This is a genomic window from Sandaracinobacter neustonicus, from assembly GCF_006385875.1.
Classification (GTDB): domain Bacteria; phylum Pseudomonadota; class Alphaproteobacteria; order Sphingomonadales; family Sphingomonadaceae; genus Sandaracinobacteroides; species Sandaracinobacteroides neustonicus.
On sequence record NZ_VFSU01000031.1, the window covers coordinates 1 to 17,516 of the forward strand.

At 65.7% G+C, this 17,516-nt stretch carries 17 protein-coding genes and 1 pseudogene; 8 read left to right on the forward strand and 10 right to left on the reverse strand.

The annotated features are described in order from the left end of the window. The 5 genes and pseudogenes from FJQ54_RS13970 to FJQ54_RS13990 form a co-directional block, all read right to left on the reverse strand. A pseudogene (locus tag FJQ54_RS13970) lies at positions 1–765 on the reverse strand (IS1380-like element ISKpn23 family transposase); the annotation flags it as partial. A gap of 21 nt (positions 766–786) precedes the next feature. Beyond that, positions 787–1,041: a hypothetical protein gene (locus FJQ54_RS13975; protein ID WP_140929041.1), complete on the reverse strand. Its 255-nt coding sequence runs from the start codon at positions 1,039–1,041 to the stop codon at positions 787–789. Between the two features lie 242 nt (positions 1,042–1,283). Beyond that, positions 1,284–1,958 carry a TPM domain-containing protein gene (locus FJQ54_RS13980; protein WP_140929042.1) on the reverse strand — a complete coding sequence of 225 codons (675 nt, stop codon included), beginning with the start codon at positions 1,956–1,958 and terminating at the stop codon, positions 1,284–1,286. Continuing rightward, positions 1,952–2,740 (reverse strand): TPM domain-containing protein, encoded by a 789-nt coding sequence (locus FJQ54_RS13985; protein WP_140929043.1) that lies wholly within the window; start codon positions 2,738–2,740, stop codon positions 1,952–1,954. Before FJQ54_RS13985 ends, FJQ54_RS13980 begins: the two co-directional genes overlap by 7 nt. 2 nt (positions 2,741–2,742) lie before the next feature. After that, positions 2,743–3,327 carry a LemA family protein gene (locus FJQ54_RS13990; RefSeq protein ID WP_140929044.1) on the reverse strand — a complete coding sequence of 195 codons (585 nt, stop codon included), beginning with the start codon at positions 3,325–3,327 and terminating at the stop codon, positions 2,743–2,745. 155 nt (positions 3,328–3,482) lie between these two features. Here FJQ54_RS13990 and mscL point away from each other — a divergent pair, with 155 nt between their 5' ends. The 3 genes from mscL to FJQ54_RS14005 are packed head-to-tail and all read left to right on the forward strand — an operon-like array spanning position 3,483 to position 5,221. Further along, a complete protein-coding gene (mscL, locus tag FJQ54_RS13995; RefSeq protein ID WP_140929045.1) occupies positions 3,483–3,905 on the forward strand; it encodes a large conductance mechanosensitive channel protein MscL in 423 nt (140 codons plus the stop codon). Between the two features lie 12 nt (positions 3,906–3,917). After that, positions 3,918–4,763 (forward strand): bestrophin-like domain, encoded by an 846-nt coding sequence (locus FJQ54_RS14000; protein WP_140929046.1) that lies wholly within the window; start codon positions 3,918–3,920, stop codon positions 4,761–4,763. A gap of 41 nt (positions 4,764–4,804) precedes the next feature. Further along, on the forward strand, positions 4,805–5,221 hold the full coding sequence (locus FJQ54_RS14005; RefSeq protein ID WP_140929047.1) for an META domain-containing protein: 417 nt from the start codon (positions 4,805–4,807) through the stop codon (positions 5,219–5,221). 48 nt (positions 5,222–5,269) lie between these two features. Here FJQ54_RS14005 and FJQ54_RS14010 read toward each other — a convergent pair whose 3' ends face one another. Beyond that, positions 5,270–5,665, reverse strand: coding sequence for a DUF4345 family protein (locus tag FJQ54_RS14010; protein WP_140929048.1), 396 nt, complete (start codon positions 5,663–5,665; stop codon positions 5,270–5,272). An 81-nt stretch (positions 5,666–5,746) separates the two neighbouring features. Next, positions 5,747–6,532, reverse strand: a complete 786-nt coding sequence (locus FJQ54_RS14015) for a helix-turn-helix transcriptional regulator (protein WP_140929049.1) — start codon at positions 6,530–6,532, stop codon at positions 5,747–5,749. Positions 6,533–6,723: 191 nt separating this feature from the next. Here FJQ54_RS14015 and FJQ54_RS14020 point away from each other — a divergent pair, with 191 nt between their 5' ends. From FJQ54_RS14020 to FJQ54_RS14045, 5 genes are all read left to right on the forward strand, one after another. Further along, positions 6,724–7,290 (forward strand): GNAT family N-acetyltransferase, encoded by a 567-nt coding sequence (locus FJQ54_RS14020; protein ID WP_140929050.1) that lies wholly within the window; start codon positions 6,724–6,726, stop codon positions 7,288–7,290. Positions 7,291–7,343: 53 nt separating this feature from the next. Further along, a complete protein-coding gene (locus tag FJQ54_RS14025) occupies positions 7,344–7,979 on the forward strand; it encodes a hypothetical protein (RefSeq protein WP_140929051.1) in 636 nt (211 codons plus the stop codon). A 33-nt stretch (positions 7,980–8,012) separates the two neighbouring features. Next, entirely contained in the window at positions 8,013–10,409 is a 2,397-nt protein-coding gene (locus FJQ54_RS14030; protein WP_140929052.1) for a ligase-associated DNA damage response DEXH box helicase, read from the forward strand. 143 nt (positions 10,410–10,552) lie between these two features. Continuing rightward, positions 10,553–12,079 (forward strand): hypothetical protein, encoded by a 1,527-nt coding sequence (locus FJQ54_RS14040; RefSeq protein ID WP_181160180.1) that lies wholly within the window; start codon positions 10,553–10,555, stop codon positions 12,077–12,079. A 69-nt stretch (positions 12,080–12,148) separates the two neighbouring features. Next, on the forward strand, positions 12,149–14,833 hold the full coding sequence (locus FJQ54_RS14045; RefSeq protein ID WP_140929055.1) for a TonB-dependent receptor domain-containing protein: 2,685 nt from the start codon (positions 12,149–12,151) through the stop codon (positions 14,831–14,833). A 127-nt stretch (positions 14,834–14,960) separates the two neighbouring features. Here FJQ54_RS14045 and FJQ54_RS14050 read toward each other — a convergent pair whose 3' ends face one another. From FJQ54_RS14050 to FJQ54_RS14060, 3 genes are all read right to left on the reverse strand, one after another. Next, entirely contained in the window at positions 14,961–16,043 is a 1,083-nt protein-coding gene (locus FJQ54_RS14050) for a glycosyltransferase family 4 protein (protein WP_140929056.1), read from the reverse strand. Continuing rightward, positions 16,040–16,954: a UDP-2,3-diacylglucosamine diphosphatase gene (locus FJQ54_RS14055; protein ID WP_140929057.1), complete on the reverse strand. Its 915-nt coding sequence runs from the start codon at positions 16,952–16,954 to the stop codon at positions 16,040–16,042. Before FJQ54_RS14055 ends, FJQ54_RS14050 begins: the two co-directional genes overlap by 4 nt. A gap of 90 nt (positions 16,955–17,044) precedes the next feature. Beyond that, a complete protein-coding gene (locus tag FJQ54_RS14060; protein ID WP_140929058.1) occupies positions 17,045–17,503 on the reverse strand; it encodes an MBOAT family O-acyltransferase in 459 nt (152 codons plus the stop codon). Between the last annotated feature and the right edge of the window lie 13 nt (positions 17,504–17,516).

The window sequence follows — 17,516 nt, forward strand, 5'->3', positions numbered from 1 at the left end:
GTAGAAGAATCGGGCTTCTTCCAGCCGCTCATAGATCGCGGGGATCGCGTAGGCGGCGTCAGCCCGGAAGAACCGGCCGCAAAGGTCGCGCTCCGCGTAGCGGGCGATGACGGGGTCGAGAACGTCCCGCCAGCCATCGGCGCTGTGGACGTTGCCATGGCGCAAGGCGCAGCGCTCCAGCATGCCGAACTGGTTGAACAAAAAGTTCGGGTGATAGCAGGTGCAGTCGAAATGCCCGTTCCAGGCCGCGCCCTCCTGATCGCCATGGGTGGGGCTGACCGAACTGTCCATGTCCAGAACGATGTACTTCAGCCCGTTACGGTCATGGAAACGGTCGATCCATTGGCCATTCAGGTCGGCCAGCGCGGCACGGTTCTCGGGCTGTGCCAGTGTCTCGGTCTCGAACCGTCCCATCTGCGAGGCCGAGGCCGCTTGCGCATCGACAGCCCTTCCACCCACGACCTGGCGCATCACCGGATCGAGGGCCAGGCGGTCGGCGTCGTTCACATCCTCGTATCCGGCCAGTCGCCCGAACACCGATTGCCGGAACAACCCGTCAAGCCGGTGGACCGTGTTCTTGCCGCGCCGGGTGTCGCGCAATGCTTTTGCCGCCAGATCGGACAGCCCGAGCGCGTCATCCAGCTCGCGCATCACCAGCAGGCCGCCGTCGGAACTGAGCTGCGCACCTCGGAACTCCACATGCACCCGGCGGTCGAACTCGACCCGATCTGCCCGCTTCGAACCCGCACCCTCTGGGTGATCCATCAAACGCGCCCCTCACGGCCATCAACACCATGATTTATATCGGAAATATTGAGATCCTGACAGCAAAATCAGCGATTTACTTGGGGAATGTGGGGTCGACTCTGTTCCGGTTGCCGCCTCGTAGTCAATGACAGTGTCGTTAGGGGTGCCGAGATCAAGTCGCTTGACGAGCGCCTGAGTCTCGAATGCCTCGGGAAACGACGTTCCGCTGGCGGCGTGGGTCCATCGTTCCTGCGCGTTCGCAGGCGTGATTGTCATTGCCAGCATCGCCAGCATGGCGGTGCAGATCCTTCTCATAGGTAGGCATCTCCTCCGCATAGAACCTAAGCCGTGAACCTCGGTACTGGCAAGTATCTGGCGCGCAGGTGTCTATCAGACTGCGACGGGAAAGTACCACAACGAGGGGAATTCCGGGGACAGTATACTCAACTCCGCCCCACAGGCGGCGGCATATACGGTGCCAGCAGCACCCATTCAGCATCGGCCGAAGTCGACGCAGGAGAACGGGAAGGGCGAAATTACACGATCATCAGCCGGTTCGGCAGTTCGTCCGGATTGTCTGGCGTGGGCGGGAAGTAGGTGGCCAGCACGCCGCCCACCAGCCCGATTGCGTTGATGAAGCCCTGCGTCGGGTCGCCGCTTTTCAGCCCGGCCAGCAGCACGGCTGCGGCGTCGCCCCAATGCTCCGGCTCCACCCGGCGATAGATGCCTTCGTCGGCGATCACTTCCACCACATGATCTTCCACCGACACATGGATCAGCACGCCGGTGCGCGCCTCCGTCAGGTGGATGCCGCGGGTGAGGAACTGCTTCAGGGCGATTTCATGCACCCGCTCCCGCCGGATCGACAGCGGCGCATAGCGCTGCGCCAGCGGAGACCACCACAGCGCCAGCGTCGCCAGCGCCAGTGTGACGACCTGCATCAGCGCGAAGATTTCCACCGTCTGCCAGTCCGTCAGCTGGTGCTCGCGCCACAGCCCGAACGCCGCCGCCCAGAAGCTGGGGCCATAGCCCGCCAGCGTCAGCAGCACGGGCAGCAGGAAGGCGATCAGCGCCGCCAGCGCCAGCACCCATTCCACATAGCGGTGCCGTTCCGTGGAGAGCGTGCAGACGATCTCGCCGGAGGTCATCGCCTCGGCTGTGGAAATGGCGGTTTCGATCCGGCCATGATCATGTTCGGTCAGGGCTACCATCCGCCGCTGGCTCCCCCGCCGCCAAAGCTGCCGCCGCCGCCGCCGAAGCCGCCGCCTCCGCCGCCCCAGCCACCACCGCCGCCACCACCCCAGCCGCCGCCGGGGCCCCAGATCACGATCGGGCCGCCGCGGCGCGCCTGCCGCCCGCCCTTCGTCCGCCGTGAAGCCATCACGAACCAGATGAACAGGATGATGAGGAAGATGACGAGGCCTATGGGGAAGCCTTCCTCCCCCCCGGCCGCCGCCTGCTGCTCGGCATTGGCCACATTCTGCGCGGCCTGATCGGCCGGCAGTTCCACCTGTTTGGCGATGGCGTCAAAGCCCGCCAGCACCCCAGCCGGCATGTCGCCCGCCTTGAATGCGGGGATGATCGCGCGCTGGATGATCACCGAAGACAGCGCATCCGTCAGCACCGGCTCCAGCCCGTAACCCACCTCGATCCGCACCCGGCGCTCGTTGGGGGCCACCAGCAGGATCACGCCATTGTCACCACTCGCCGGGCCGCTGGCGGAGGATTGCCGTTTCTGGCCAATCCCCCAGTGCCGCCCCAGCCGATAGCCATAATCCTCGATCTCCAGCCCATCGAGGCTGGGAACCGTGGCCACCACAAGCTGCGCGCCGGTCTGCTTCTCCACCGCTTCTGATCTGGCGCTGATCTGCGCCTCGATCTCGGGCGGCAGGATGTTCGCGGCATCCACCACCCGGCCGGACAGCGCCGGAAACTCCTGCGCCGCAAGGGGCGCGGCGAGGAGCAACAGCAGCAGCGCCAGCAGGCGCCGCATCGTCAGAACTTCACTTGCGGCGCGGTCTCTGCGTTCGCGGCGGTGGCCTTGAAGGGTTCCTTGGGTGACGCGCCATAGATGGTCTTGGCGGCGATGATCGCCGGGAAGGTGCGGATTTCCACATTATACACGCGCACCGCCTCGTTATAGTCGCGCCGGGCGACGGAAATGCGGTTTTCCGTGCCCTCCAGTTGCGATTGCAGCGCGAGGAAATTCTGGTCCGACTTCAACTCGGGGTATTTTTCCACCACCACCATCAGGCGGGACAGCGCGGAGGAGAGACCGTCCTGCGCCTGGCTGAAGGCGGCCACCTTGGCCGGATCGGAAAGGTCGCCGGGGTTCAGCTGCACCGAAGTCGCCTTGGCGCGCGCTTCCGTCACACCCACCAGCACTGCCTGCTCCTGCTTGGCATAGCCCTGCACGGTGGAAACGAGGTTCGGGATCAGGTCGGCCCGGCGCTGATACTGATTCTCCACTTCGCCCCAGGCGGCGTTCACGCCTTCTTCCTTGGTAGGAATGGAGTTGATGCCGCAGGCGCTGAGCGAGAGCGCGGCGAGCAGCGGCAGGGCAAGACGAACGACACGCATGATTTTGACCCCCGGGGGTTGGTTAATCCGGGCGCAGACTTGCCGCTGAAGCAGCGTTCGCGTCAAGAGCAAGTCGCCGGAATGCATGCGCTTTTGCGCTTGCACTCCGGCGCGCGCTGGGCTCTGTTGGCGCGCGTATTGAAAAGGGGGTCTCGATGCTCAACGAATTCAAGGCATTCATCATGCGGGGCAATGTGCTCGACCTCGCAGTCGGTGTGATCATCGGCGGCGCGTTCGGCACCATCGTCAGCTCTCTCACGGGCGATGTGATCATGCCCGTGCTCTCGCTGCTGACGGGCAGCGCGGACTTCACCGAAAATTATCTCCGCCTCGGCCCGATTCCCGCCGAACTTCAGGGCAAGGCCGTCGATTATGCCGCGCTGAAGGCGGCCGGGGTGCCGATGCTGGGCTATGGGGCCTTCCTCACGGCGGTCATCAACTTCCTGATTCTGGCCTTCGCGGTGTTCCTGATCGTGAAGAATGCCAACCGCTTCTTCGCCAAGATGGAGCCGCCCGCGCCGCCGACGCCGGAAGATGTGCTGCTGCTGCGCGAAATCCGCGACAGCCTGAAGAAGTAAGGAACGGCCCCGGTGGAGTCGCTGTTCCGGGCGATGGAAGCCGCCCCGCTGTGGCTGCTGGGGCTGATTCTGATGCTGTTGTTCTGGTCGGCGGCCGCGCTTGGCCGCTGGCTTCGCGAACGGGCGGGCAAGGCAGCAACGCCCGAGGACAAGAGCGATCCGGCGTTCATCGTCTCGGCCTCGCTCGGCCTGCTGGCGCTGCTTTTGGGCTTCACCGTTTCCATGGCGGTCAGCCGCTATGACGGCCGCCGCGCCGCCACGCTGAACGAAGGCAATGCCATCGGCACCTTCGTTTACCGCACAGATCTGATGCCGCCCGCGCTGCGCGCCACCACGCTGGACGAACTGGATCGCTATGTAGAGGCGCGACTCGCGGTGGGCCGCATGGGCGAAACCAGCGAGGCGGTGCTGAAGGCGCATGCCGAAACCGGCAAGGTGGCCGAACGGGTGTGGAAGCATATGATGGCCGTGGGGCCGCAGGTGCCCGATACGGCGGTGCGCATGCTGCTGGTGGAAAGCGCGAACGCCATGTTCGATGCCGCGATGGTGCGCGACGCAGCGCTCGCCAACCGGCTGCCGCCCACGCTGGTGGCGCTGCTGATCCTGTTCCCCGTGGCGAGCCTGATCCTGATCGGCTATGTCAGCGGGCGGCTGATCGGGGCGCATTTCATGGCCTCCACCGAACTGATCCTGCTGCTCACATTGGTCCTGCTGCTGATCGCCGATCTGGACAGGCCGCGCTCCGGCACCATCGTCACGCCGCAGGCCGCGCTGCTGGAAGTGCAGGCGCAAATCCGTGCGGCAAAACTGGCTGTTCCCGCCGCGCCGCAGCCTATGCTATCAGGCGTAAACCCTTGAGCGGAGAACAAAGCGTGCGCAACTTGTTGATCGGACTCGCCATGACAGCGGCAATCGGAAGCCTGGGCGCCTGCGCCTCCACCTCCACGCCGGAAACCAAGCCCGCAGCGGCCGCCCCCACAGGCGGCGCGGCGCTGCAGGGCGCGGAGTGGACGGTGTTTGAAATCGCCGGCAAGCCCATCGTTCCCGGCTCCACCCCCAGCATCAAGTTCGAGGATGGCCGGGTTTCGGGCGCGGGCAGCTGCAACCGCTTCATGGGCGGCTACACCATCGCCCCCGATGGCCTGAAGCTGACCTTCTCGCAAATGGCTTCCACCATGATGGCCTGCCCGGATCCGCTGATGCAGCAGGAAGGGCTGTTCCTGAAGTCGCTGGAAAGCGTCGCCAGCTACTCCGTGGCGGGCGGCGTGCTCAGCCTGTCGTCGGCTGACGGCGTGGTGGTGAAGGCGAAGCGCTGAAACGAAGGGGCCGGTGGCGCAAGCGCCCCGGCCCCTTCCGTTCCTTGCTTACCGTGCCTTTGATTGCCGGGCGCGGGCAAACACCCACTGCCCCAGCAGCAGCAGCGCGATCATCACCGCTTCCACCAGCATCGGCGGATAGGCGGTGGGGGCGGTTCCATCCAGAATCAGGCTCAGCGTGCGCCCGAACAGGGCGATCGCCAGCAGCAGCAGCGGCACCTTCAGCGGCGACGGGTCCGTGCGGATCGCGCCCAGCAGGGCAAACAGCCCGCCCACCAGAAAGAAGGCGGAAAAGTCCGCCCGCATGGTCGCCAGCCCCTGACTTCCCAGCGGAGACAGCGCGAATTCCGGCCCCATCCGGGCCGGGTTCAACAGAAACATCAGCCCCACGGCCACATTGAACAGCCCCACAAGGCCGATGATCAGGCGCACAATCAACGTCATAGAATTTCCTCCCGTTTGGAAGGTTAGCAGGACGTGCCGATTATTCCAGCCCTTCGAGTGCCATAATCCCGCGGGGCAATCTCAGGCGGCGTAACCCAGATAGCCCAGCTGCGCCGCCTTGAAGATGGTCTGGCTGCGGTTCACCGCGTCCAGCTTCTCGCCCGCATTCTGGATATGGAAGCGCACCGTCGCATGGCTGCGGCCAAGGATCATGGAAATCTCCTTGTCCGTCTTGCCGATGGAGGCCCAGCGCAGGCACTCCACCTCGCGCTTGGTCAACTGGCTGTCCGCCGGCAGCCACTGGCGCTTGCGCAGCGCCTTCACGCAGCCCGCCACGAAGCGGTGCGTCAGGATATACAGCTCGTCGGCATGCTCCTCGAACTCCGCCGTCAGGTCGCTGCGATCCGGGTCCGCCACGCCATAAGAGGCGATGCCGATCTGCCCGAAGGGCAGGTGCACGGGGATCACGATGGCCGATTTGGTGTTGGTGCGCTTTTCGAAGTTGGAAAGGTCGATTGCCTCAAGATAGCGATTGGGCTGGCTGGTGCGGAAGCCGTCCGCATTCACCCAGAAGGGCTCCGATTCATAACGGCAGGCACGCGGCAGCGGCGACGACAGCGCCAGCCTTGTATCGGCCCACCAGCGCTCGTCCGGGGCGTTCCAGCCGAACACCTCAGAGGCCAGAATGGCCCCGTCCTCGTCCATCAGCGGGTTCTTGCTGGCGATATTGTCCGTCAGTGCAACGCGCAGGTTCGCGCGATCCCAGGCGATGTCCCTGAGCGCCTCGGCGGCGGCACGGATATCCTTCACCGAGGTGACATTCACCCAGGCCAGTTGTTCCTTCAGGCTGGCGCTTTGCTCGCCCATTCCTGTCTCCCCAATCGCGACCTTCACTTGCCAGGCAGATGGTGTCTCCTCCACCATTCGCCAAGCACTCCAGACGGGGCACCCCAGAGGGGGGCTTGTGATTTCAGTCGCCGCCTGCTTACGCCGCAGCAGCGAGATTGCAAGAGGCCCACGCCGTCGCACCCGTCCCGCCAGCCCATGGGAGCGCAACCATGCCCAGCCTGCCTCAACCATTGCCGATCCTTTCCCACGGTGATGTCCGGCTGGAACCGCTCGCCCCGGCGCATGCCGATGAGCTTCGCCGCGCCACTGCGGAGGATCAGGAGATCTGGCAGATCTACAGTCATTCCATGTTGGGCGACGGCTTCGATCTCTGGTGGCAGGCCGCGATGCTGGGTGCGAACGGCTGGCGTTACTGGGCAACACTGTGGAACGGCCGGGTGATGGGCTGCACCGGCGTCTGGCCGGAAGACCGCACGCCCGGAGTGGTCGAACTGGGCGGCACCTACCTCCGCCCCGCCGCGCGCGGCACCCATGTGAACGGCGTCGCCAAATGGCTGATGCTGGATTTCCTGTTTGGGCGAGGCTTCCACCGCGTGGAATTCCGCATCGACGCCCGCAACGAACGCTCTCAGGCGGCGGTGCTGAAGCTGGGCGCGACGCGGGACGGCGTGCTGCGCCACCACAAGATCACCCATACCGGCCATGTCCGAGACACGCATGTGATGGCGATCCTCGATACGGACTGGCCGGAGATCGAGCGGCGGCTTCGCCCCTGACCCTCGGGCCGCAGGCGCTGGCGCGAACCCCCGGCTTGTGTCAGCCTGTGGAAATGCTGCGCACCCTCCTCATCCTGCTGTCGGCGCTTGCACTTGCGGCCGCCGGGCCTGCCCCGCTGGCTGGCGACTATGTCCTGACCGGTGTGCGAGAGGCAGCCGGCGGCCTCGAACTGCGGCCCGACGGGCGTTTCAGCTATGCCCTGACCTATGGTGCGCTGGACGAGACAGCGGAGGGCGTCTGGCGGCAAGAGGGCGACCGCGTCCTGCTGACGACGGAGCCGAAGCCCCGCCCGGCGAAATGGGAGATCGTGAATGCGGAGCCGGGCGAACCGAAAGTGTTCGCGCTGATTCTGGAAAATCCGCGCGGCCAGCCGATTCCCAACTTCACCGTCTATGTGAAGATGAACGACGGCAGCGAAGAGCGCGGCCAGACCCTGAACGAATGGCTGGAAGCAGACCTCGATTCCCGCATACCCGTGTCCGTCCGCTTCGAAGTGCCGGTGTTCGATATCGCCTCGCCGTCGTTCCCGGTCGATATCGCCACGGCCCGCCGCTATCGCTTCCGCTTCGATCCGGCGGATACCGGCGTGCGGGATTTTCAGGATTGGCCGCTGCTGATTCGGGGAAGCCTGCTCGCGCCCGTCGACGCGCCGGATGGGCAGGGCTTCCGCAAGGTCGATCCCCGCTAGCAAACAGCCTTTGCGATCCCCACTATCCTCACCGTGACAGGCGCTGACGATCTCCCGCCCCAGCTCGCCGGCTGGTTCGCCACGCGCGGCTGGCAGCCGCGCCGGCACCAGATGGAGATGCTGGCGGCGGCGCGGGCCGGGCGGCACACGCTGCTGGTGGCGGCCACCGGGGCCGGGAAAACGCTGTCGGGCTTCCTCCCGGTTCTGGCGGCAGCGGCGGAACAGGGGCCACGTCCCGGTCTGAAGGCGCTTTATGTCTCCCCACTGAAAGCGCTGGCGGCTGACGTGGAGCGCAACCTGCTGCTCCCCATCCGCGAGGCGAAGCTGCCGCTGAAGGTGGAAACCCGCACCGGGGACACCGGATCAGACGCGAAGAAGCGGCAACGGGAAAACCCGCCCGACATCCTGCTCACAACGCCGGAAAGCCTCAGCCTGCTGCTCACATGGCCCGATGCCGAGCGGATGCTGGAAACGGTTGAGACGCTGATCGTCGACGAGATTCACGCCTTCGCCAACAGCAAGCGCGGCGATCTGCTGGCGCTTGCCGCCGCGCGGATGCGGCGGCTGAACCCGGCGCTGCGGCTGGTCGGCCTGTCTGCCACCGTGGCGGACCCGGCCGCGATGGCGGACTGGCTGGCACCGGGTGGCGACGCGCTGATCGTTGAGGGCGAGGCGGCCGTGCCGCCGGATATCCGCATCCTCGTGCCCGATGGCCGCATCCCATGGTCCGGTCACAACGGCCGCCATGCCGCACGCGAGGTGGTGAAGCTGATCGAAGGCGCGCGGCAGGCGATCGTGTTCGTGAATACCCGCTCTTTGGCGGAGCTGATCTTCAACGATCTGTGGGCCGTGAACGACAACCAACTGCCCATCGGTATCCACCATGGCTCGCTGGAGATGGAGGCGCGGCTGAAGGTGGAGGCGGCGCTGGCGGCGGGCCGCTTACGTGCCGTGGTCGCCACCTCCAGCCTCGATCTGGGGATCGACTGGGGCGATGTCGATCTGGTGATCCAGATGGGCGCGCCCAAGGGCGCGGCGCGGCTGCTGCAACGGGTGGGCCGCGCCAATCACCGCATGGACGAAGCCAGCCGCGCCGTCATCGTGCCCGGCAACCGCTTCGAATATCTGGAGGCGCTGGCCGCGCTGGACGCCGTGCACGCCGGGGAGCTGGATGCCGAGCCGATGCGCCCCGGCGGGCTGGACGTGCTGGCCCAGCATGTGATGGGCGTGGCGATTTCCGGCCCGTTTCAGGCCGACGCGCTGTTCGCGGAAATCCGTGCCGCCGCCCCCTATCGCGACCTTCCGCGCGCCGAGTTTGATCGGCTTTTGCAGTTCGTCTCCACCGGCGGCTATGCCCTGCGCGCCTATGATCGCTACGCCCGGCTGGTGGAGGACAGCCCCGGCCACTGGCGGCTGCGCCACCCCCGGCTGGCGCTGCAACACCGGCTGAACGCGGGCGTGATCGTGGAAGCGCCCACCATGACGGTCCGCCTCGGTCGCGGCCGGGCGCTGGGGCAGATCGAGGAATGGTTCGCCAGCCAGCTGCGCGTGGGGGACAGTTTCCTGTTCGCAGGCCAAGTGCTGCAAGTGATCGGCGCATCCGAATCCGATCTTTACACCCGGCTGGGGCGCGGCTCCGCCTCCATCCCCACCTATGCGGGCGGGCGGATGCCGCTGTCCACCAACCTCGCCCGGCGGGTGCGGACGATGCTGGCGGACCCGGCCGAATGGCAGCGCATGCCGGATGACGTGCAGGATTGGCTGCACCTGCAACAACAGCGCTCCATCCTCCCCCCGGCAGACCGGCTGCTGGCGGAAACCTTCATGCGGGACGAACATCATTATCTCATCCTCTATGGCTTCGAAGGCCGCAACGCCCACCAGTCACTGGGCATGCTGCTGACGCAGCGCATGGAAAAGCGCGGGCTGAAACCGCTGGGCTTCGTCGCCACCGATTATGTGCTGGGCCTGTGGGGGCTGGAACCGATTGCCGATCCGGCGGACCTGCTGTCCGGCGACATCATCGCCGAGGAGCTGGAAAGCTGGATCGCCGCCACCCCCTTCCTGCGCCGCGCCTTCCGCGATGTCGCCATCGTTTCAGGGCTGGTGGAGCGGCAGCAGCCGGGCCAGCGCAAGAGCGGCCGCGCCATGACCGTCTCCACCGATCTGATCTATGATGTGCTGCAACGGCATGAACCGGGCCACCTGCTGCTGGATGCCGCATGGACAGAGGCCAGCGCCCGCCTCACCGATCTGGACCGGCTGCGCAGCCTGATCGACCGCGCCGAGTCGCAACTGATCGTGCGGCATCTGGAGGGGGTCAGCCCGCTTTCGGTTCCAGTGCTGATCGAAATTGGCAGGGAAGGTGTCTCTCACGGCACCGATGAAGCCTTGCTTGCGGAACTGGCAGGCTCGTCCGCCGTTGTGTGACACGATTCTGCAACTTTTCCGAAACATGAATGAAACCCCTCCGAAATCCGACTGACATCAGCCCCGTTTAGAGGGGCGCCGTCCGCAGGGTCGTCACAGGGGCGGCCCCGCACCCGGAATTTACAATCCAAAAGGGGATTTCCATGTCACAACTTCGTGCCCTGCTTCTGCTCGGGTCGGCCGTGGCGCTCGCCGCCTGCTCCGGCGCCACCGACGTGGCCTCCCCCGGCGACGGCGTCATCGTCGTCCCGCCGACGCCCACCCCGACTCCGACGCCCACCCCGACACCCACGCCGACTCCCACCCCCACGCCCACCCCGACGGACTGCCCCACCGGCACCTCCAACGTCGGCACCATCAGCGTCGGCGGCACCGAAATGCGCAACTGCCAGCTCTCGGGCGTGATCACCGGCAACCTGCTGCTGCGCTACACGGCGAACCTCGTCTATTCACTGAACGGCGGCGTGCGCATCGGCCGCGACATCGGCGGCGCGGGCGACAAGCCGAACGGCGCGCAGGGCATCCTCACCATCGAACCGGGCGTCGTCATCTTCGGGGCCTCCGGCGCGGACTTCCTGCTGATCGAGCGCGGCTCGCAGATCTTCGCCGAAGGCACCGCCACCCGCCCGATCGTGTTCACCAGCCGCACCAACATGGAAGGCACGGCGGGCGACAATGCGATCGGCCAGTGGGGCGGTCTCGTCATCCTCGGCCGCGCACCGATCCACACCTGCATCGGTTCCGGTATCACCGGCGGCAGCGTGAACTGCGAAAGCCAGGTGGAAGGCGCGGGCGGCTTCTACGGCGGCGCGACGCCCACCGACAACTCCGGTCGTCTGCGCTATGTGCAGGTCCGCTATCCGGGCTTCGAAGTTTCCACCAACAACGAGCTGAACGGCATCACCTTTGCAGGCGTCGGCTCCGGCACCTTCGCGGAGAATATTCAGGTCCACAACAGCTCGGATGACGGCATCGAATGGTTCGGCGGCCGGGTGAACCACCGCTATGTCGTGATCACCGGCGCGGATGATGACAGCCTCGACACCGATTTCGGCTATCGCGGCAACATCCAGTTCGGCCTCGTCTATCAGCGCTCCGGCGGCGGGGACCGCATGATCGAGGCGGAAACCACCGGCTTCGATCTGCGCTCGCCGCGCTCGCGGCCCACCTTCGCCAACATCAGCTTCATCGGTCGCCGCGCGCCGAACGGCCTGCTGTTCCGCGGCGGCACGGACTTCAACGTCTGGAACTCGGTGATCCAGAAGGATCAGGGCGCCTGCGTGCAGTTCGCCGACGCCTTCACCATCACCACGGACTCCGCCAACGACAAGGTCGGCCCGCCGAACCTGCGCTCGGTGTTCATGGCCTGCGCCGGCGGTGCCGCCAACGGGTCGGGCGGCGTGACCACGCAGCAAGTCACGGATATCCTGTCTGAAACCGGCCGCAACAACGTGCTCACCGGCACCAGCACCCTGACGGGCACCTGGTTCCCCGGTGCGAACGAGCTGGCGGTCACGCCGTTCAACGCCAACGGCGCGAACAGCTTCTTCACCAACACGTCCTACATCGGCGCGTTCAGCGGCAGCAGCGACACCTGGTACAACGGCTGGACATGCGGTCTGGGCGGCAGCACGCCTGCCTGCACCGTCGCCCCCACGCCGATCCAGTAAGTCGAAAAAATACGGATCCGGGGCGGCCTTCTGTCGCCCCGGGTCCGGCCAATTCAGGGGGATACCCAGATGACCACGTCGATCCTGGCCCGGCTGCTCCTCGCCACCTCGGCGCTCGGGACTGTCGTTGCGGCCGCTCCGCTTCATGCGCAGGCCCAGCCCGCGCCAGCCCAGCCAACTCCGGCAGATGATGATCAGGATGTCGATGTGTCCGCACCGGGCGCAGGCGGGATGGACGCAGAGGATATCGTCGTCGTCGGCCGCTACATCCCGAACGTGATCCGCGCCACGCCGTCGGTCGTCTCGGTGCTGTCCGCCGCAGACATGGCTCGCACCGGCGAAGGCGATATCGCGGGCGCCCTGAAGCGCGTGACCGGCCTCTCCGTCGTCGGCGGCAAATATGTCTATGTGCGCGGCCTTGGCGAACGCTATTCGCTGGCGCTGCTGAACGGCCTGCCGATCCCCTCACCGGAACCGCTGAAGCGCGTCGTTCCGCTGGATATCTTCCCGACCGATCTGCTCGCCTCCACCATGGTGCAGAAGTCCTACTCCGCCAATTTCCCCGGCGAGTTCGGCGGCGGCGTCATCAACCTCACCACCAAGGCCATCCCGGACGAGCCGTTCCTGAACCTTTCCGGCTCGCTGTCGGGCGACACCGTCACCACCGGCCAGCTGGGCTACACCTATCGCGGTTCCCGGTCAGACTGGACGAGCTTCGACAGCGGCACCCGCAGCATCCCCACCCCGCTCAACGCGGCGCTCAACTCGGGCCGCGCACTCAGCCGTTCGAACTTCACGCTCGACGAGCTGAAGACGATCACGATGAGCCTCAACAACGAGCAGACCAACCTCATCCAGTCGAACGACACCATCCCTGTCAACATGTCGCTGGGCGTTACCGGCGGCACCGCATGGGACATCGGCGAAGACAGGCTCGGCGTCATCGGCAGCGTCAGCTGGTCGAACAGCTGGCAGACGCGCGGCGGCCTGCAGCAGACCACCTTCGGCATTTCGGTGGATGGGTCTGGTAATCAGGTGATCAACCCCGATCAGGATTTCCGCTTCCTTTCCACGGAAAACCGCATCCAGCTGAACGGCCTGCTGGGCGTGGGCTATGAATTCGGCGAACACCGCATCCGCTTCACCAACGTCTATATCCGCGACGTGCTGAAGGAAGCCCGCATTCAGGACGGCATCGACGTCGGCATCGGCGAAGACCCGGTCAACAAGAACTACACCAGCTGGTTCGAGCGGCAGCTGTTCTCCACTTCGCTCGTGGGCGAGTTCAAATGGGACAGCTGGAAGCTCGGCCTGCGCGGCACCTACGCCAAGTCGCGCCGCGACAGCCCCTATGAGCGGATGAACAGCTATCGCTACGATCCGGTGATCGACAGCTATTTCAACGATCTGCGCACCGGCGGCACCAGCTCCACCATCGCCTTCTCCAAGCTGGAGGATCAGGTGTGGGCCGGTGCGGCGGACGTGGGCTACACGCTGTCCACCGAACGCCCGATCACCCTGTCTGCGGGCTATGCCTATACCGACAACAGCCGCACCTCCACCCGCCGCGACTTCCGCTACCAGTCGGCCGACGTGCTGCCGGTGGGCGTCAGCCAGCAGCGGCCGGATTTCCTGCTCTCCCCGTTCAACATCCAGATGTTCGATATCTACCTCACCGAAGTCAGCGCGGCGGCAGGCGTGGCGAAATATGACGCCGGGCTGACGATCCACGCCGGGTACGGGCAGGTGGAAGCGGAACTGTTCGACGGTTTCCGGCTGACGGCCGGCGTCCGCTATGAAACGGCGAAGCAATATGTGACGCCGGTCGACCTGTTCGGCACCGGCGAAGTCAGCGGCAGCACCAATCTGGACAACAGCTACTGGCTGCCGGGCGTGACGCTCACATGGAATTTCGCGGAAGACATGCAGGGGCGCTTCGCGATTTCGAAAACCATCGCCCGCCCGCAATTCCGCGAACTCGCGGCGCAAACCTACACCGACACCGACACGGACCGCACCAGCTTCGGCAACCCCTATCTGGTCGATTCCGAGCTGTTGAACGTGGAAGGCCGCTATGAATGGTATATCGGCCGCGACGAGCGGCTGACGCTGGGCGCGTTCTACAAGAAGATCGACAAGCCCATCGAAACCATCTCGTTCAACAACGGCGGCGCGCTGACGACCACCTTCGCCAACGCCCCCAAGGCCGAACTCTATGGCCTTGAAGCCGAAGTGCAGAAATATTTCGAACTGGGTGGAAGCGGTTTCTTCGCGGATCGCCGCATCTTTGCCAGCGCCAACTACACCTTCACGGATTCGAAGATCAAAGTGTCCGACGGCGACACCACCCGTCCGCCGGGCGGCGGCGGGGCAGACGCCCCGGCGTCGGATTATTTCCGCGACGGCGCGCCGCTGACAGGCCAGTCGGATCATGTCGCCAACCTGCAACTGGGCCTGCAAAATCAGGAAAAGCTGTCGGAACAGACGATCCTGCTGTCCTACGCCTCGGATCGCGTGACGCAGCGCGGCCTTGGCGACACGCCCGATCTCATCGAACGCCCCGGCGTCCGCCTCGATTTCGTCGCGCGGGAGGAAGTCTCCATCGGCAAGACGCCGCTGGAACTGAAGCTCGAAGTCCGCAACATCCTCGGCACCGGCTACCGCGAAAGCCAGACGCTGGGCGACAGCACGGTCTACAACAACAAATATGACATCGGCCGCCTGATCTCCTTCGGGATCACCGCCAAATTCTGATCCGGTCGCGGGTTTCTGCACGGCAGAAACCCGCGATCACAAAGGCCGGGCAGCCGCGGCAACCGCCACGTCGGCCAGCCTTCATATCTTGCAAGTTCCTTCCTGAACCCTGGCCGGTTCGCGGGCGTCAGCCTGCGGCCGGCCCCATTTTTTGGGCAGGCCCCCGGCGCAGCAATCCGCGCTTCGGCCGCAGCGTTGCTTCAAGGCAATCCGCCACCGCCGCTTCGAACTGGCTCACGGCGGCATCCCAGCTGAAGCCCTGCGCATGCAGGATGGCGGCCGCGCGCGGGATGCGCAGCGCCTGCGCGATTGCTGCACCCAGATCCTCGTTCAGCGCGCCTGCGCCGCTGTCACCCACCACATCCAGCGGGCCTGCCACCGGATAGGCGGCCACCGGCAACCCGGCGGCCATCGCCTCCACCAGCACCAGCCCGAAGGTGTCGGTGCGGCTGGGGAACACGAACAGGTCTGCGCCTGCATAGGCGCGCGCCAGTTCCTCGCCCGCCAAAGCCCCCATGAACAGGGCGTCGGGGAAGCGCGCCTTCAGGCCCGCCAGCGCCGGGCCGTCGCCCACCACCACCTTCGATCCCGGCGCATCGGCGGCCAGAAACGCCTCGATATTCTTCTCCACCGCCACCCGCCCCACGTTCAGCAGGATGGGGCGCGGCAACGCATGATAGGCCTCCGGCGCAGGCAAGTTCGGCCGGAAGCGGGACAGATCCACCCCGCGCGACCACAGCCGCGTCTGCGCAATACCATGCCCGTTCAGTTCCGCCGCCAGCCGGGGGGTCGCCACCAGCACCGCGCGCGCGGGGCCGTGGAACCAGCGCAGGTAACGCCAGCTCAGCGAAACCGGCAGGTGGAAGCGCGCGTTCAGATAATCGGGGAAACGGGTGTGAAAGCTGGTGGTGAAGGGCCGCCCCGTGCGCAGGCAATGCCGCCGCGCCGCCAGCCCCAGCGGGCCTTCAGTGGCGATATGCACCGCGCCCGCGCCGCTCGCCTCGATCATCCGCCCGACAGCACCGGGCCGCGTCATCGCCAGCCGGATTTCCTTGTAGGTGGGGCAAGGCATGGATCGGAACTTGTCCGGCGTGATCGCCGTCACCGCCCAGCCGCGCTCTGCCAGCATCCCGGCGGTGGTCTGCAACGTCCGCACCACGCCATTCACCTGTGGCGACCATGCGTCGGATACCAGCGCGAGGCTGTTCATGCCACGGGCACCAGTTCGCCCTTCGATTTCCGCAGCTTCAGCGGCTGCCCGGCGTTCGCCTCGGCACGCACCCGCTCGGCCCAGTCGAGGATTTCCATATGCCCGTCGGCATGCTCCACCAGCGCCGTGCAGCTCTCCACCCAGTCGCCGTCGTTGTAATAGGTGATGTCGCCGAACTGGCGGATTTCGGCGGAATGGATATGCCCGCACACCACGCCATCGGCCCCCCGTTCCTTGGCGGCATGGGCCACGGCTTCCTCGTAACGGCAGATGAACTCCACCGCGTTCTTCACCCGCTTTTTCATGTGGGCCGAAAGGGACCAGTAAGGCAGGTTGAACTGCCGACGGCACCAGTTGAAGCCGATATTCAGCTTCAGCAGCGCGACATAGGCATGGTCGCCCGCGAAGGCGAGCCAGCGGTGATACAGCACCACCCCGTCGAACTCGTCGCCGTGCAGCACCAGCAGCTTGCGGCCATCGGCGGTGATGTGAACGGCCTCGGGCCGGATTTCGATATCGCCGAACCCAAGGCCGATGAAGTCGCGCAGCACCTCGTCATGGTTGCCCGGCACATAGACGACGCGCGTGCCCTTCTTCGCCATCTTCAGCACCCGCCGCACCACGTCATTGTGACGCGTCGGCCAGAACCAGCCGCGCTTCAGCCGCCAGCCGTCGATGATGTCACCCACCAGATAGAGCGTCTCGCACTCGATGGATTTCAGGAAATCGAACAGCAGCTCGGCATTGCAGCCGGATGTGCCAAGGTGCGTGTCGGAAATGAACACGGTGCGGAACTTCAGCTTGCGCTTCGGTTCCTCCTCGTCGGGCGCATCCAGCCATGGTGGCGTCGGCAAAGACGCCAGCCGGGGATACGCTCTCGAACCATCTTCCAGTCTGGCGATGCTGGCCATGCAATGCCCCTCAGGCTTGTGGGTGGGCGATTGCCTGCGCGCTATATCTGGGGGCGATGACCTCAGGATGACAAATGAGTGGCGATCCCGTTACGGTGCCCCGGCAAGCCAGCCCTGAAGGCCGCGATCCATCCTGACCGCGATTGCCAATGTGCCGCCCGCATAAGCCATGATGATCGCCGCCCGCGCCGGGCCGGGCAGACGGGCGAAGTTCCAGCGCCGTGCCTCGCCCAGCAGCAGGATCAGCGCCATCAGCAGGAACCATGGCGTGAACAGCAGCGCGGGCTGGCCTCGAACGGCCATGATCACGGCATCATGGATCAGCCCGCTGACAAGGAAGGTAGCAACGAGCGCGGCTGCAGGTGGCAGCCAGCCGTTGAGCGGCGTAAAAACGAAACGGGAGAGGCCATAGCTCCAGATCGGGTTCCAGTGCCGCCAGAAACCGGCGAAGCTGGTGGCCCCGAGCGACCGCTGCAGCATGTTCCGCATCGAGCCTCGCGCCCCCAGCGGAACCCCGTTCCGCCGGTGCACATAGGCCGCCAGCGTCATCCGGGCACCGCGC

What these genes read in the sequence shown, in the direction of transcription:
- FJQ54_RS14005 (WP_140929047.1), top strand. Translation starts at nt 4,805, where the DNA reads ATGACAGCGGCAATCGGAAGCCTGGGCGCCTGCGCCTCCACCTCCACG.
- FJQ54_RS14060 (WP_140929058.1), bottom strand. Translation starts at nt 17,503, where the DNA reads ATGACGCTGGCGGCCTATGTGCACCGGCGGAACGGGGTTCCGCTGGGG.
- FJQ54_RS14010 (WP_140929048.1), bottom strand. Translation starts at nt 5,665, where the DNA reads ATGACGTTGATTGTGCGCCTGATCATCGGCCTTGTGGGGCTGTTCAAT.
- FJQ54_RS13975 (WP_140929041.1), bottom strand. Translation starts at nt 1,041, where the DNA reads ATGCTGGCGATGCTGGCAATGACAATCACGCCTGCGAACGCGCAGGAA.
- FJQ54_RS13980 (WP_140929042.1), bottom strand. Translation starts at nt 1,958, where the DNA reads ATGGTAGCCCTGACCGAACATGATCATGGCCGGATCGAAACCGCCATT.
- FJQ54_RS14040 (WP_181160180.1), top strand. Translation starts at nt 10,553, where the DNA reads ATGTCACAACTTCGTGCCCTGCTTCTGCTCGGGTCGGCCGTGGCGCTC.
- FJQ54_RS14050 (WP_140929056.1), bottom strand. Translation starts at nt 16,043, where the DNA reads ATGAACAGCCTCGCGCTGGTATCCGACGCATGGTCGCCACAGGTGAAT.
- FJQ54_RS14025 (WP_140929051.1), top strand. Translation starts at nt 7,344, where the DNA reads ATGCTGCGCACCCTCCTCATCCTGCTGTCGGCGCTTGCACTTGCGGCC.
- FJQ54_RS14055 (WP_140929057.1), bottom strand. Translation starts at nt 16,954, where the DNA reads ATGGCCAGCATCGCCAGACTGGAAGATGGTTCGAGAGCGTATCCCCGG.
- FJQ54_RS13985 (WP_140929043.1), bottom strand. Translation starts at nt 2,740, where the DNA reads ATGCGGCGCCTGCTGGCGCTGCTGCTGTTGCTCCTCGCCGCGCCCCTT.
- FJQ54_RS13990 (WP_140929044.1), bottom strand. Translation starts at nt 3,327, where the DNA reads ATGCGTGTCGTTCGTCTTGCCCTGCCGCTGCTCGCCGCGCTCTCGCTC.
- FJQ54_RS14045 (WP_140929055.1), top strand. Translation starts at nt 12,149, where the DNA reads ATGACCACGTCGATCCTGGCCCGGCTGCTCCTCGCCACCTCGGCGCTC.
- mscL (WP_140929045.1), top strand. Translation starts at nt 3,483, where the DNA reads ATGCTCAACGAATTCAAGGCATTCATCATGCGGGGCAATGTGCTCGAC.
- FJQ54_RS14020 (WP_140929050.1), top strand. Translation starts at nt 6,724, where the DNA reads ATGCCCAGCCTGCCTCAACCATTGCCGATCCTTTCCCACGGTGATGTC.
- FJQ54_RS14015 (WP_140929049.1), bottom strand. Translation starts at nt 6,532, where the DNA reads ATGGGCGAGCAAAGCGCCAGCCTGAAGGAACAACTGGCCTGGGTGAAT.